This window comes from Ensifer sp. D2-11 (genome assembly GCF_054161295.1).
In genome coordinates, this window is record NZ_CP096434.1 from 236,460 (window position 1) to 251,686 (window position 15,227).

The following is a 15,227-nucleotide window of genomic DNA, read 5'->3' on the forward strand; positions in this document are numbered from 1 at the left end:
GTCAGCCAGCCGTTCTGGAGAGGAGATGAAGGTTCACGAACTGCACGCCGCGCTCGGCGGCGCGTGCCCATTCGGAATGTTGATCGAGCTCGAGGTAACGCATCCACCAGCGGCGGGCTTCGGCGAGATTGCCGGCATCGAACTCCAGCTTCGCCAGGTTGAAGATGGCATCGGCGTAATCGCGATCGATTTCGATCGCTCTCCTCAGATGCCGCCTGGCCGTGTCCGTGCGCCCACGTTCGCCCATCAGCCCGGCAAGATTGAACCAGGCCTCGACGAAGCAAGGATCGAGCTTGATGGCGCGGGCATAGTCATGCGCCGCTTCGGCCTCCCGCCCGGCGGCCCTGAGGCAGTTGGCGCGGTTGAAGGCTGCAACCTCGTCGGTGCGGTCGATGGCGAGATAGCGCTGGTAGAACGCGGCCGCCTGGTCGTATTCCCCCGCCTCTTCGGCCGCTTCGGCCTGAGCGAAGAGATCTTCGAGCGCCTCCTCGTCGGGAGAGCCGACGTCGAGCAGCAATTGACCGTCGAGCTCGCTCAGGCCCTCGGCGCGTCGCGCATAGATCGTATCCTTGCCATCGTGGTGCAGCGAGAGCGCCGTGAGGGAGGCGACGTTTCCGGAGCGGTGGACCGAGCGCGCGATCGCGCCCCAGCCGGCGCCGCTGGCCATCAGTCCCGCATATTTTCTGGCGAGGATCAGATCGCGGAAAGAATAGGGCTCGCCGTCATGCTCGAAAGCGTCGAACAACGACAGAAGATCGAGGTGGCGAGGGGAGAGCCCGGACTGGTCGACGAGCGATTGCCGCGTCAGCGCCGATGTTTCCGGGGCGCTCGCCAGTCCGAGCAGGCGGAGGAAGCCGTTTTCGCTGAGCACGCGCCGACGCTGCCCGCTTTCGCTCTCGAAGCGGGCCTCGATCTCCGCTTCGGACGCCTTTGCGAGCAGCCCGCGCCCGAAGACCACGAACTTCGTCTGCCTGTTGACACCGCGCCTGAGGTGCCCGCCCTGGCGCTCGACCTCGCGAGCCGCCAGCCGCCGCGGAAAGGCGGCGAGCGCGCCCACGATACCGAATGTCCGACCGGCAACCGCCATCAGGCTTTCTTCTTGGCCGCGGGTTTAGCCGTTACGCGTTTCGCCGCCGCGGCTTTGGCAGCGGGCTCCTTTGCTGCGGGCTCCGCCTTGGGCTTGCTCCGGGCGGGCGGCTTGGCCTGGGAAAGGCTCGCCTTCAGGGCATCCATGAGATTGACGACGTTGCCGCGTTCGGGCGCCTGCGCAATGATCGGCTTGTGACCCTTGAGCTTCTCGCGGATCATCTGCATCAGCGCGACCTCGTAGCGGTCCTCGTACTGCTTCGGATCGAAGGTCGTCGTCTTCTGCTCGATGAGCGCTTCGGCAAGCTGCAGCATCTCGGGATCCGGTTTGCCGACCGGAATGTTGCCGAAATAATCCGCCGTGCCGCGCACCTCGTTGGGATTGCGCAAGGTGCAGACGAACATTCCGGTCTCGCGCGGACCGATGGTCACCACCCTTTCGCGGCTGGACAGCACGAGACGGGCGATCGCGAGCTTCCCGCTTCGGCGCAGAGCTTCACGCAGGACGACGAAGGTTTCCTCGGCCATGGCCCCGTCGGGCGCCAGGTAATAAGGGGCGTCCTGATAGATGACGTCGACGGAACCCGCGTCGACGAAAGCCTCGATGTTCATCGTGTGATTGGATTCGATCCGGACGCTTTCCAGATCCGAATCCTCGATGATGATGTATTTCTTGTCTTCGTATTCGTAGCCCTTCACGAGGTCCGAACGCTCGACGAGGCCGAGCTCCGGATCGACGGGCTTCATGTTGATCCGGTTATGGGTGTCCTTGTGAAGCTGATTGAAGGAAATGCGCTCGCTTGCGCTGGTGGCGGGGTAAAGCCTCACCGGACAGCTCACGAGACTCAGTCTGATATAGCCCTTCCAACTTGCCCTGGGTGCCATGGTTGTCTCCTACGCGGCACTACGATCACATCTGCCAGAGCGGGATGAGGAAAGTGCATGCGGTTTCCGCCTGCATCCCGCGCCTCAACGACTACAGTATAGGCAGATCCCTCGCGAAGTCGTCGATATCGGCCCAGGGATCGCCGGACGTGGCCAGAAGGCCCGGCAGCGAAGAATAGTTCAAATCCGCCGGAGCGTCGATAGTCTCCAGATCCGCCCAGCTGAGCGGGGTGGAGGCGGGCAGATTGGTGCGGGCGCGCAGCGAATAGGGGGCCGCCCAGGTATGGCTGCGGGCGTTGCGATGGAAGTCTATGAAAATGCGCCTTATGCGGTTGTCCTTGCCCATGGTGGTGGTGAAGGTGTCCGGAGCGGTGGCCGCGAGACGGGTCGCGAGCGCGCTCGTCGCCTGATGGAATTTCTTCCAGTCGAGCTTCGGCACGACCGGTACGACGACGTGCACTCCACTGCCGCCCGATGTCTTTACGAAGGGCACGAGGGCGAGCGCCTCGAGTTCGGCCTTGATGTGGATCGCGGCCTCGACCACCTCGCGCCAGGCGATGCCCTCGCCGGGATCGAGATCGAAGACGACGCGATCCGGCTTGCCGAGCAGCTTGCGCGTCGTCCCCCAATTGTGGAATTCGACGACGCCGAACTGCGCCAGCGCCAGGTATCCTCTCGCGTCCTCCACCGACAGGTAGGTTTTCGCCTCGCCCTCCGAGTTGGTTGCCTGGAATGTCGCGACCGAAGGCGGCATGCCGGTAAAGGGATGGCGCTGGAAAAAGCAATCCTGCGTCCGGCCGGTCGGGCAGCGTACCAGCGAAACGGGACGGCCGAGAATATGCGGCAGCATGAAGTCGCCGATCATCGCGTAATAGACGGCGAGGTCGAGCTTGGTCGGGCCGGATTTGCCGAAGAGCCGCCGGGTCGGGTTGGTGATCGATATGCCGGCGAGGTCCGCGTCCGAGATCAGACGCTTTCTCGACATGGAAACCGGCGTCGACAGCTCGACGTCGCGGAGCCCCTTGAAGACGGCGTGACGCAGGACGTTGTCGGTCGTCCGGTTGCCGTAGTGGATATGCGCCCGGAGCAAGGGCCGCACCCAGATGATCTCCCTCGGCGCTCCCTCGATCTTTGCGGCGCCGGCGTGCAAGGGCTCGAGCCTTGCGAGCAACTCCTTGAGCATCTGCGCGTCGAAGCCGGTTCCGACCTTGCCGCGATATTCCAGTTCGCCGTCGGCCCACTCTCCGAGTGCAAGCGACGCAATGCCCTCGGCCGCCTCCGAAACGGTGTAGCCGACGATCACGAAATCCTCCGCCTTCAGCGCCTTCGTCTTGGTCCAGGTCTTCGACCGGCCGCTTCGGTAGGGTGCCGAGATGCGTTTGGAGACGATCCCTTCCAGGCCCATCTCGGAGGCTCGGTCGTAAAGCGCGCGCCCTTCGCCCAGCACATGATCGCTGAACTGGATCGCCGAGCGGCTTGAGACCTGCCCTGCAAGCAATTGCTTCAACAGTGCCTTGCGCTTTTCGAGCGGGACGTCGAAAAGATTCCAGCCGTTGAGATGCAGGAGGTCGAAGGCGTAGAAGACGAGGCTGTTGCCGGCGCCGGTGGAAAGCGCATCCTGCAGCAGCGCGAAGCGGCTGACCCCCGTCCCGTCCAGCACGACGATCTCGCCGTCGATGATCACATCGCGGCACGGCAGCCGCCGGAAAGCCTCCGGCAGGTCTCCGTAGCGCTTCGTCCAGTCGAGGCCGCCGCGGGTGACGAGGCGCACCTTTCCGTCCGCCACGTGGGCCATGGTGCGATAGCCGTCGAACTTGATCTCGTGCAGCCAGAGCTCGGGCTTTTTCGAGTGCTTTTCGGCTTCCGGTGGGAGAATCGTCTGTGTTGCGAGTTGAGGTTCGATGCGTTCGGGTGGTGCGGCCTTGACCGCACCGGCAAGCGCGCCGGGATTGAGCTTGACCGGCTTTGGCGGGGCCTTCGGCTTCTCCACCAGTTCCTCGATCCGCCGGCCGGACTTGACGCTTTCCGGCCGGGCGGCAAGAATATCGATCGATGTGTCGGCGGCCGGATCGCGCTCCTTGAAAAGGAGCCAGTTGCGCTGGTCCTCCTCTCCCGGGCGAGGCTTCAGACGGGCCAGCATCCATCCGCCGTTGAGTTTCTCCCCTGCCAGGCGAAACTTGAAGGCGCCCTTGCGCAGGTCGTCGTCGACATCGCCCATCGGCGCCCAGACGCCCTTGTCCCAGACGATCATCGGACCGCCGCCATATTCGCCTTCGGGGATCACGCCCTCGAAGTCGATATAGCCGAGGGGATGGTCCTCCGTCTCCACCGCCAGCCGCTTGTCGGCCGGATTGAGCGACGGACCTTTCGGCACCGCCCAGCTTTTCAGCACGCCGTCGACCTCAAGCCGCAAATCGTAGTGGTCGGCGGTCGCATGGTGCTTGTGCACGACGAAGCGATTGCCGCCGCCGGTCAGATTTCCGACCGGCTCCGGCGTCTTCGAAAAATCCCGCTTCTTGCGGTAGGCCTCCAGCTTCGGCGTCGCCATGCGCCCAAGCTATGGCGGATCGCGGCAGGCTGCAATATCAGGCGAGCCTGCCCGGATTGCCGAGCGTCATGTGGCGGTTCACGTCCTTATAGAGCAGGTAGCGGAATTTGCCCGGTCCGCCGGCATAGCAGGCCTGCGGGCAGAACGCCCTGAGCCACATATAGTCGCCTGCTTCCACCTCCACCCAGTCATTGTTGAGTCGGTACACGGCCTTGCCTTCGAGCACGTAGAGCCCGTGTTCCATCACATGGGTTTCCATGAACGGGATGACGCCGCCGGGCTCGAAGGTCACGATCGTGACATGCATGTCGTGGCGCATGTCGGAAGGATCGACGAAGCGGGTGGTGGCCCAGCGCCCGTCCGTTTCCGGCATGGGGGAGGGTGGGATTTCGCGCTCGTTGGTGACGATCGGCTCGGGAAGGGGAACCCCGTCGACCTTCTCATAGGCCTTGCGGATCCAGTGGAAGCGCGTCGGCGCACCGGATTCGTTTCTGAGGCTCCATTCGGTGCCGGGCGGGATGAAGGCATAGCCGCCGGATTGCATCAGATGCGTCTCGTCGCCGAGCATCAGATGGAACTCGCCGTCCACCACGAACAGCACTGCTTCGGCGCGGGGATCCGTCTCCGGCCTGTTGCTGCCGCCGGAAGGGCCGACCTCCATGATATATTGCGAGAAGGTCTCGGCGAAGCCGGAAAGCGGTCGCGACAGGACCCAGAGCCGTGTGTTCGTCCAGAAGGGCAGATAGCTCGTCACGATGTCGCGCATGACGCCCTTTGGAATGATCGCATAGGCCTCGGTGAAGATGGCGCGGTCGGTAAGCAGGTTGGTCTGAGGAGGATGGCCGCCTTCCGGAAAATAGTAGTTCTTCTGCATGTGAGTCCCATCGAGATGCGTGGCGGAGACGGTGCCTCCGCCTCTCTGCAACGACTTTACCGGCTTGCTCCGCGATACGTCCAATATATTGTTCAACTCGATCCAGAGTAACAACGTATCGATAGGGTTATGCCATGGAGCTACGTCACCTGCGCTATTTCGTTGCGGTGGCCGATGCCGCGAGTTTCACTGCAGCCGCCAGGGGCCTCAACATCTCGCAGCCGCCCTTGAGCCAGCAGATCAGGGATCTGGAGGCGGAAATCGGCACGCGGCTGTTCGAGCGTTCCAGCCGTAATGTCGAGCTGACCGAGGCGGGCGCCAATTTTCTCGAACATGCCCGGATGATCCTCGGTCAGGTGGAGCACGCAACCCACCAGGCGCGCGCCATCGGTTCCGGGCAGGTAGGAACGCTGAACATAGCGACGACCGGCTCGGTGCTGCTGGGGCCGTTGTCCAACCTGATCGCGCGGTTCCGGGATGCATGGCCCGGCGTGTTCGTCCGTATCCATGAGATGGACCCCGAGGCGCAGGAGGCGGCCCTGCTCTCCCATCGCACCGACCTCAGTTTCGTGCGCAGGCCTCGAAACAATCCGGACCTCGTTGCGCATGTCGCCTGGCACGAGAAGGTGGGCGTGGCCCTGCCCGATCACCATCGCATGGCGGGTTCAGAGACGATCGAGCTCGGTGATCTCCGAAAGGAAAACTTCGTCTTCCTGAGGCTCGCGGACTCCCGCTTTGCCCGCTACCTGCATGATTGCTGCGTGGCGGCGGGTTTCGTACCCGATATCACGAACGAGGTCGTGGAATCATATTCCCTCACCAGCCTCGTCGCCGCGGGGCTCGGCGTGGCACTCGTCCCGGAATGCATCAGCACTCTTTCGCGGCCGGGCGTCGTCTACCGGCCGCTCGCCGACCCCGCGCCGGAAGCCGACGTGTACGTCATCAGCCGGCCGAACCCCGGACCCGTCATCGCAGCCTTTCTGGAGGCAGCGCAAAGGCTCGCCGGACTACACGATTGATGCTGGGGTTATACTTCCCAAATTGAAAAAATCTAATACGATTTTAGAAATAAATCCGTATTATATTATCCATATCACCGGAGTTGCTGATAAATACTAATAGTTATACATTGACTGCAGTCTTGATGTTGTGGTGCAATGGGGTGCCGCGACCTTAATCGGTCAGGGAGAATGGCGTCATGGCGACGATCGTGGGTTCGAGCGGTTATGATATACTTCAAGGTACGGATGAGACCGATCGTATCTGGGGCTTGGACGGTGGCGACACGATCGACGCGGGTGGCGGCGACGATTTCGTTGACGGCGGTGATTCAGACGACGTGTTGACGAGTTCGAGCGGCTATGACCGGCTCGACGGCGGCGCCGGCGCCGACCACATCGTCCTGACCGGCACCGGCGGCGCCGTCACCGGCGGCAGCGGCTACGATGGGCTGACAGTGGATGTCTCGGCGCTGTCCGGTCAGTTGGTCTTCAACGGTGCCAGCGGCCACGGCATCATCGGATATGGCAGCGCCGAGGAACGGCACATCTTCTTCCACGACGTCGAGTGGGTCCGTCTCGTTGCCGGAAGTGGAAACGACCGGATCGTGGGAACGGTAAGCAACGACAGGATCTCGACCGGAGCCGGCATCGACGTCGTCGCCGCGGGGCCCGGAAACGACATCATCACGAGTACGGGCGGCTACGACCGGCTCGAGGGCGGCGACGGGAACGACCGCTTCGTGCTCGTCGGTACCGGCAGCACCGTAATCGGAGGCGCTGGAGACGATACGTTGACAATCGATCTGGCTGCGACCTCGGACGGTGTCGTGTTCAACGCGAACACCGGCCACGCGATCATCGGAAGCGGAACTCCGGACGAGCGCCACGTCTTCGCCCAGTATAGCGAGATCGAGCGGATCGAGGTGATCACTGGCAGCGGAAACGACCGTGTCCAGGGGAGCGCCCTCGGAGACGCCATCAGGACGGATGCCGGAGACGATGTCGTCGACGGCGGAGCGGGCAACGATTCGATCACCGATGGGCGCGGCGTCAATCATCTCTCGGGCGGCGATGGCACCGACCTCATTACGACCACACTTTATTCCGCTTCGGTCGACGGCGGCGAGGGCGAGGATTCGGTCCGGATCGAGGAACGATCACGTACGAGCGACGTCACCATCGACTTCATTGCAGGGACGGCGTCGACCGGAACGGTCTTCCGCAACATAGAATTAGCCAGTCTTGGGCTCGGAGCCGGCAACGATACGGTGATCACGACCGATCTCCTTGTCTCCTTCGTATATGCCGGCGCGGGGGACGACCGCCTCGAAGGGGGAGCCGAGCGTGATGCGTTCCACGGCGAGGACGGCAACGACCGCATCGAGAGCGGCGCGGGCAACGACATGATAACCACCGGTCTCGGTGACGATGTTGCTTTTGGCGGCGACGGCATGGACACGCTCGCCAATGGCGGCGGGAGGGACATTCTTGACGGGGGCGCTGGCGACGACTGGATTGCGGACGCCATTCCCGGACGCGGCAGCCTGGGCGATGGATCGGTGATGCTCGGCGGCGACGGAAATGACGCCTTCAGGGCGGCCTTCAAGGGAGAAGTCGATGGCGGCGAGGGGCGCGACCTGCTTCAGTTGGGCCTCGGATCGCTCTCGGTTGCAATCGACTTCGATGCGACGCTGGGAGCACTCCAGACTGGATTGACCTTCACCAATATCGAGGATTTCACGGTAACGACCGGAATTCGGAACGATACGCTCCGGGGTGGAAACGGTAACGACGTGTTCGATGCCCTGAGCGGCAACGATCTTCTCGAAGGGCGAGGCGGAAACGACATCCTGCGGGGATATTCGGAGTGGGATCGGCTGTTCGGCGGCGATGGCGAAGACCGGCTCGAGGGCGGCGCGCATGACGACCTTTTGAGCGGCGGCAACGGCACCGATACGCTGATCGGCGGCAGCGGAGCGGACACGTTTCTCTGGTCGGACGAAATCGCCGGACAGAGCGGCATAGACCGTATTGTCGACTTCAGCATAAGCAGCGGCGACGTCATAGCCTTTTCCGCTGCCGCTTCAGACAGGACCGGCATTCGCGATTACGCCGATTTCGTCGCCGCCGCGACCGATACGGACGCCGGCATTCATGTCGCCTTCAGCGGTTCCGATACGGACGGGATCCTGATTGCGAACGCTTCGCTTGCAGCTCTGACGGCGAGCGATCTGGTCTTCGGTTTCGTTTGATTCTCCGGTGAGCTCGATGCTGGATGCGACGCGCCTTCAGCCTTCCTCCGGCCTGTGCCCGCCGATCGCGCGCGTCAATTCGTCCGCTGTGCGGCGCACGGCCGGGCCGAGCACGCCGAGTCTCTCGTCGTCGATGCGGACGGTGGGGCCGGAGATCGAGATGCCGCCGATCGCCTCGCCGTACTCGTTGAAGAGCGGGGCGGCGATGCAGCGCATGCCGAGCGTGTGCTCTTCGTCATCGACCGACCAGCCGCGAAACCGGATCTCCTGAACGTTGCGGATCAGATCAGGCAGCGTGGCGAGCGTCCGCCCGGTAAAGCACGCGAGCGTTCTGCCGCTCAGCGTCTTGGCGATCTCCGTATCGGACCAGGTCGAAAGAATGGCCTTGCCGATGCCGGACGCGTGGATCGGCCCCCGCCGCCCGGGACGGAAGAAGGCGCGCATCGGCGCGTGGCTTTCGACCTGGGAGATGAAAACCACGTCGCCGTCTTCCTCTATGCCGATATTCGCCGTCTCGCCGCTTTCGTCCATGAGCCGCTTCAGGAATGGACGGCTGATCGTGCCGAGCTTGCGAAAGCGCAGGAAGGCGTTGCCGATCTCGAACGCCTTGACGCCGACGGTCCACGTGCCGGCCTCCGCGTCGTTCGCCACCATCCCGTGCTGGGCGAGAGACGTCAGCAGCCGGTGCACGGTCGAAGGCGCCATGCCTGACCGCTCCGAAAGCGCGGTCAAGGTCGAGCCGTCGCCTTCGGCGATGATCGCCAGCAGGGACAGGCTTCTGTCCAGCACCTGAACGGAAGCCGGCGCGGCGTTCTCTCCCGCCTTGCGTCCCCTCTTGCCCCTGCCGTTCGCGTCCATGCCAGTCTCCAAATCATTTGCCGCCTGAGATCATGCTCTACAGCCATTGCATCCGATTTTCTCCTATTTGTTGAAAATCTTTATTTCCATATGATGGGAATGATTTCCATAAATGCGTTGAAACAGATGCTGCATGGATTTACCTTCCATACAAACAGGAGGAGTTCCCATGGCCAAGATGCGCGCAGTCGATGCAGCGGTTTATGTTCTGGAAAAAGAAGGGATCGATTGCGCCTTCGGCGTACCCGGCGCGGCGATCAATCCATTCTACTCGGCCCTCAGGGCGCGCGGATCGATCCGTCACATACTCGCTCGCCACGTCGAAGGCGCTTCGCACATGGCGGAGGGCTACACCCGCGCCAAGCACGGCAATATCGGTGTCTGCATAGGCACCTCCGGCCCGGCCGGCACGGACATGATCACCGGCCTCTATTCGGCCTCCGCGGATTCGATCCCGATCCTCTGCATCACCGGGCAGGCGCCGCGTGCGCGTCTCGACAAGGAGGATTTCCAGGCGGTCGACATCGCGAAGATCGCGGCGCCGGTCACCAAATGGGCGGTCACCGTCATGGAGCCGGCGCTGGTCCCCTTCGTCTTCCAGAAGGCCTTCCACCTGATGCGCTCGGGTCGGCCGGGGCCGGTCCTCATCGACCTGCCCGTCGACGTCCAGCTTGCCGAGATCGAATTCGATCCGGAAACCTATGAGCCGCTCTCCGCCTACAAGCCCGCCGCCACCCGTGCGCAGGCCGAAAAGGCGCTCGCCATGCTCAACGAGGCAGAGAGGCCGCTGATCGTCGCCGGCGGCGGCATCATCAATGCGGACGCCTCCGATCTCCTTACCGAATTCGCCGAGATCACCGGCGTTCCGGTCGTTCCGACGCTGATGGGCTGGGGCGTCATCCCGGACGACCACCCGCTGATGGCGGGCATGTGCGGTCTGCAGACCTCGCATCGTTACGGCAATGCGACGCTGCTCGCCTCCGATTTCGTCTTCGGCATCGGCAATCGCTGGGCAAACCGCCACACCGGCAACATCCCGACCTATACGGAAGGCCGCAAGTTCATCCATGTCGATATCGAGCCGACGCAGATCGGCCGCGTCTTCGCGCCCGATTTCGGCATCGTCTCCGACGCGGGTGCCGCGCTCAAGCTCTTCCTCGACGTCGCGACCGAATGGAAGACGGCCGGCAAGTTGCGCGACTGGTCTGCCTGGGCCGAGGAGTGCCGCGAGCGCAAGCGGACGATGCTGCGCAAGACCCATTTCGATCAGACCCCGCTGAAACCCCAGCGCGTCTATGAGGAGATGAACAAGTCTTTCGGCCGCGACACCTGCTACGTCTCGACCATCGGCTTGAGCCAGATCGCCGGCGCGCAATTCCTGCACGTCTACAAGCCGCGCAACTGGATCAATTGCGGCCAGGCCGGTCCGCTCGGCTGGACGCTGCCGGCGGCACTCGGCGTGCGGGCCGCCGATCCGGACCGGCAGATCGTTGCTCTTTCCGGCGATTACGATTTCCAGTTCCTGATCGAAGAGCTCGCGGTCGGCGCCCAGCACAAGCTGCCTTACCTGCATGTCGTCGTGAACAATTCCTATCTCGGGCTTATCCGTCAGGCTCAACGCGGCTTCAACATGGATTTCGAGGTCAGTCTGGCCTTTGAAAACATCAATGCCGACGGCGACGCGGAGAAGGGTTACGGGGTCGACCACGTGGCGGTTGCCGAGGGGCTCGGCTGCAAGGCGATCCGTGTCAGGAGCCCGAATGAATTCGCCGACGCCTTCGATCGGGCGCAGGCGCTGATGGAAGAGCACCAGGTGCCCGTCGTCATCGAGTTCATCCTGGAGCGCGTCACCAACATCGCCATGGGCGCGGACATCAACGCGGTCGTCGAGTTCGAGGAACTCGCCGAGCGCGGCGAGGATGCCCCGACCGCAATTGCCGCCCTTCTCGATTGAAGAACGTCCTACGCGGTTCCACCCGCATCCCGCTTACCACAGAGGAGTGATCGCATGCCGAGATTTGCTGCGAACCTGACGATGCTGTTCAACGAGGCGCCGTTCCTCGACCGTTTCGCACTGGCCGCCAAGGCGGGGTTTGAAGGTGTTGAATATCTCTTTCCCTACGAGTTCGATAAGACGGCGCTGCGCGGCGAACTCGACCGCCACGGCCTGACGCAAGTGCTGCACAACCTGCCGGCCGGCGACTGGGCCGGCGGCGAACGGGGCATCGCGATCCTGCCGGATCGCATCGACGAATTCCGCAAGGGGGTCGCAACGGCCATCGACTATGCGACTGCGCTCGGCTGCCGCCAGGTCAATTGCCTCGTGGGGATTGCCCCGGACGGTGTACCCGACAGCGTGCTGCGCACGACCCTCGTCGCCAATCTGAAGCTTGCGGCGGCCGAACTCGGCAAGGGCGGCATCCGCCTCCTGATCGAACCGATCAACCCCTTCGATATTCCCGGCTTTTATCTCAACACGGTCGGGCAGGCGGCGTCGATCATCGAGGAGGTCGGGAGCGATAACCTCTTCATCCAGTACGACCTCTACCACCAGCAGCGCACCGAGGGCGAACTTGCCGGCACCTACAGGCGCTACCGCGAAAAGATCACGCACATACAGCTTGCGGACAATCCCGGGCGTAACGAGCCGGGCACCGGCGAGATCAACTATCCCTTCGTCTTCGACGCGCTGGAAGCGGCCGGCTACGACGGCTGGATCGGGTGCGAATACAAGCCGCTGGCGACGACAGCGGAAGGACTTGGGTGGCTCGGCACCGAGCGCCAGCGCAAACAATCCGCAGACATCATCCAAATCAGGAGCTAAGCACGATGGCATCTATCGGTTTCATTGGACTGGGTATCATGGGCACGCCGATGGCGCGCCACCTTCAGGATGCCGGCCACAAGATCATCACGTCCAATTTCGTCATCCCGCCGCGCCAGGAGCTCGTCGACAACGGGCTGGAAATCGTCGAAACGCCGAAGGCGCTCGCGGAGACGGTCGACACGATCATCCTGATGCTGCCGGATACGCCGGAAGTGAAGGACGTCCTGTTCGGTGAGAATGGCGTCTACTACGGCCTGGGCGAGGGCAAGCTCGTCATCGACATGAGCTCCATCTCGCCGATCGAGACGAAGGAGTTCGCCAAGAAGGTCCGCGAAACCGGTGCCGAATATATCGACGCGCCGGTTTCCGGAGGCGAGGTCGGCGCCAAGAACGCCTCTCTCAGCATCATGGCCGGCGGCAAGGCGAGCTCCTTCGAACGCGCCCTGCCGCTCTTCAAGCTGATGGGCAAGAACATCACGCTCGTCGGCGATTGCGGTGACGGCCAGGTCACCAAGGTCGCAAACCAGATCATCGTGGCGCTGACCATCGAGGCAGTCTCCGAGGCGCTGGTCTTCGCGTCCAAGGCAGGAGCCGATCCGGCCCGCGTCCGTGAGGCACTGATGGGCGGCTTTGCATCGTCGCGCATCCTCGAAGTCCATGGCGATCGGATGATCAAGCGTACCTTCGAGCCGGGCTTCCGCATCTCGCTGCACCAGAAAGACCTGAACCTCGCGCTGCAGGGAGCGAAAAGCCTCGGCATCTCGCTGCCGAACACGGCGGCCACCCAGGAACTCTTCAACAATTGCGCCGCCAATGGCGACAGCGGGCTCGACCATTCCGGGCTCGTGCGGGCGCTCGAGCGGATGGCGAACCACGAGGTCGCATAAGTCGCGATCGAGGACGCGCATGATCGGCCGGCGGCCTCATCCGCCGTGGAGATCATGCATCCGGGCGGCGGAAGGAGGAGCCGCCGCCCGCGCATTTCTCAAACGGGAGGAACAATGGCCGCCATCGCCAACCCGCGTCAATTCCTGGAGAGCCTGTTCGCCTCTGCGGTGTCCGCCGCTGATCCGGAACGCGTCATCGCCGCAAATCTGCCGGAGCGGCCGAAGGGGCGCACGGTCGTCATCGGAGCCGGCAAGGGCGCTGCTCAGATGGCCCGGGCGTTCGAAACCGCCTGGGAGGGGCCGCTCAGCGGCGTGGTCGTTACGCGCTACGGCTTCGGCGCGCCTTGCAAGAATATCGAGGTGCTCGAAGCCTCCCATCCCTTGCCGGACGAGGGCGGGATGAAGGCGTCGAAGCGGCTCCTCGCGGCGGTCAGCGGCCTGACCGGGGACGACCTGGTCGTGGCGCTGATCTGCGGCGGCGGTTCGGCGCTCCTGCCCGTACCACCGCCGGCGCTATCGCTCGAGGATGAAATTGCCGTCAATCGGGCGCTTCTCGCGTCAGGCGCGCCGATCAGCGCGATGAACGCGGTACGCAAGCACGTTTCCTTGATCAAGGGCGGCCGCCTGGCCGCTGCGGCCCATCCGGCCAGGGTCGTCTCCCTCGTCGTCTCCGATATTCCGGGCGACGACGCGGCGCTGGTCGCATCCGGCCCGACGATCGCCGACGCAGCCAGCCGCGAGGACGCTCTGAAGATCGTCGAGCGCTATCTTCTCGCTTTGCCGGAAAAGGTCATGCGCTGGCTGGCAACTGCTGCGGCGGATGCGCCGAGACCTTCCGATCCGCGCTTTGCCCGCAACGAGGTGCGGCTGATCGCTTCGGCAGGCGTCTCGCTGGAGGCCGCGGCGTCCAGGGCCCGGGCCTTGGGTATCGAGGCCGTCATTCTTTCCGATGCGATCGAAGGGGAGGCGCGCGACGTCGGGCTTGTTCATGCGGCGATTGCGCGCGAGACGGCGCTGCGCGGCCGGCCCTTTCCGAAGCCCGCCCTCCTGCTCTCGGGCGGCGAAACGACGGTGACGGTCCGGGGCGAAGGACGCGGCGGGCGCAACAGCGAGTTCCTGCTGTCGCTGGCGCTCGGCATCGACGGCATCGGCGGGATCTCGGCGCTCGCTGCGGACACCGACGGCATCGACGGATCCGAGGACAATGCCGGTGCCTTCGCCGATCATACGACGATCGCCCGCCTGCTGGCGCGGCGCCTGGATGCCGCTGCGCTGCTTCACAAAAACGACAGCTGGGCGGCCTTCGATGCGCTTGGAGACCTTTTCAAGCCGGGCCCGACCGGCACGAACGTCAATGATTTCAGGGCGGTGCTGATCCAGTGATCGGTGCCGGCGCCCAAAGACAATTGGTCCACCAGGGAGGAAAGACCATGATACCTCTACCGATCCGCCCGCTTTCGCACAGCGAGTTCGCACCCTTCGGCGATGTCATCGAGCCTGACGATGCGAAGAGCTTTCCGATCAACGCCGGCAAATGCATCCGCTATCACGACCTTGCGAAGGTGGAGACGAGCGGCCCGGAAGCCCGAACGCTGGTCAGCCTCTTGAAGGGCGAACCCTATGACATCCCATTGACGCTGAAGATGGTGGAACGGCATCCGCTCGGAAGCCAGGCCTTCATCCCGCTGACGGGAAATCCCTTCCTCGTGGTCGTGGCGCCCGACGAAGGCGGGGAGCCCGGCGAGCCGATCGCTTTCGAGACCGCGCCGGGCCAGGGGGTCAACATCGCGCAAAATGTCTGGCACGGAATTCTGACCCCGCTTCGTTCGACCTCCGAATTCGTCGTCATCGACCGCGGCGGCAGCGGGTGCAATCTCGAGGAGCACTTCTTCGAAAAGCCCTATCAGGTCGAATACGCTTGACCGACGCGCGTCCCGCACTTGTTGCGGGGCGCTCGAACTCTTAGGTTCGGTGCTTCCGAGTCCGTGACCTTTGAGCAATGCAGCACT

Annotated in this window: 12 protein-coding genes; 7 read left to right on the forward strand and 5 right to left on the reverse strand. The window is 63.6% G+C overall.

The window, feature by feature from the left end; translation table 11 throughout:
• Window position 1: 1 nt before the first annotated feature.
• The 4 genes from M1D34_RS18280 to M1D34_RS18295 form a co-directional block, all read right to left on the reverse strand.
• Window positions 2-1,087, reverse strand: coding sequence for a tetratricopeptide repeat protein (locus M1D34_RS18280; protein ID WP_498783450.1), 1,086 nt, complete (start codon window positions 1,085-1,087; stop codon window positions 2-4).
• Window positions 1,087-1,971 (reverse strand): non-homologous end joining protein Ku, encoded by an 885-nt coding sequence (ku, locus tag M1D34_RS18285; protein WP_003526412.1) that lies wholly within the window; start codon window positions 1,969-1,971, stop codon window positions 1,087-1,089. Before ku ends, M1D34_RS18280 begins: the two co-directional genes overlap by 1 nt.
• A gap of 91 nt (window positions 1,972-2,062) precedes the next feature.
• The gene (gene ligD, locus M1D34_RS18290) at window positions 2,063-4,519 is read right to left on the reverse strand and encodes a DNA ligase D (protein ID WP_498783452.1); all 2,457 of its coding nucleotides are present in this window, start codon (window positions 4,517-4,519) and stop codon (window positions 2,063-2,065) included.
• Between the two features lie 37 nt (window positions 4,520-4,556).
• Complete coding sequence (locus M1D34_RS18295; protein ID WP_498783454.1) at window positions 4,557-5,393, reverse strand: bifunctional allantoicase/(S)-ureidoglycine aminohydrolase; 837 nt, start codon at window positions 5,391-5,393, stop codon at window positions 4,557-4,559.
• 134 nt (window positions 5,394-5,527) lie between these two features.
• Here M1D34_RS18295 and M1D34_RS18300 point away from each other — a divergent pair, with 134 nt between their 5' ends.
• Together M1D34_RS18300 and M1D34_RS18305 are read left to right on the forward strand one after the other, a co-directional pair.
• Window positions 5,528-6,412 (forward strand): LysR family transcriptional regulator, encoded by an 885-nt coding sequence (locus M1D34_RS18300; RefSeq protein WP_498783456.1) that lies wholly within the window; start codon window positions 5,528-5,530, stop codon window positions 6,410-6,412.
• A 179-nt stretch (window positions 6,413-6,591) separates the two neighbouring features.
• Complete coding sequence (locus M1D34_RS18305) at window positions 6,592-8,646, forward strand: SMc04171 family calcium-binding repeat protein (protein ID WP_498783458.1); 2,055 nt, start codon at window positions 6,592-6,594, stop codon at window positions 8,644-8,646.
• 36 nt (window positions 8,647-8,682) lie between these two features.
• Here the strand turns inward: M1D34_RS18305 and M1D34_RS18310 are convergent, their stop codons facing one another.
• Window positions 8,683-9,504, reverse strand: coding sequence for an IclR family transcriptional regulator (locus M1D34_RS18310; RefSeq protein ID WP_498783460.1), 822 nt, complete (start codon window positions 9,502-9,504; stop codon window positions 8,683-8,685).
• A gap of 169 nt (window positions 9,505-9,673) precedes the next feature.
• Between M1D34_RS18310 and gcl the strand changes: the two genes are divergently transcribed.
• The 5 genes from gcl to M1D34_RS18335 all read left to right on the forward strand — a co-directional run bounded on the left by gcl (window position 9,674) and on the right by M1D34_RS18335 (window position 15,140).
• Entirely contained in the window at window positions 9,674-11,458 is a 1,785-nt protein-coding gene (gcl, locus tag M1D34_RS18315; RefSeq protein ID WP_498783462.1) for a glyoxylate carboligase, read from the forward strand.
• Window positions 11,459-11,512: 54 nt separating this feature from the next.
• Window positions 11,513-12,328, forward strand: coding sequence for a hydroxypyruvate isomerase (hyi, locus tag M1D34_RS18320; protein WP_498783464.1), 816 nt, complete (start codon window positions 11,513-11,515; stop codon window positions 12,326-12,328).
• 5 nt (window positions 12,329-12,333) lie between these two features.
• Window positions 12,334-13,218, forward strand: coding sequence for a 2-hydroxy-3-oxopropionate reductase (locus M1D34_RS18325; protein WP_498783465.1), 885 nt, complete (start codon window positions 12,334-12,336; stop codon window positions 13,216-13,218).
• Between the two features lie 114 nt (window positions 13,219-13,332).
• Window positions 13,333-14,601, forward strand: a complete 1,269-nt coding sequence (locus tag M1D34_RS18330) for a glycerate kinase type-2 family protein (protein WP_498783467.1) — start codon at window positions 13,333-13,335, stop codon at window positions 14,599-14,601.
• A gap of 47 nt (window positions 14,602-14,648) precedes the next feature.
• The gene (locus tag M1D34_RS18335; protein WP_015242798.1) at window positions 14,649-15,140 is read left to right on the forward strand and encodes an ureidoglycolate lyase; all 492 of its coding nucleotides are present in this window, start codon (window positions 14,649-14,651) and stop codon (window positions 15,138-15,140) included.
• Window positions 15,141-15,227: the final 87 nt, after the last annotated feature.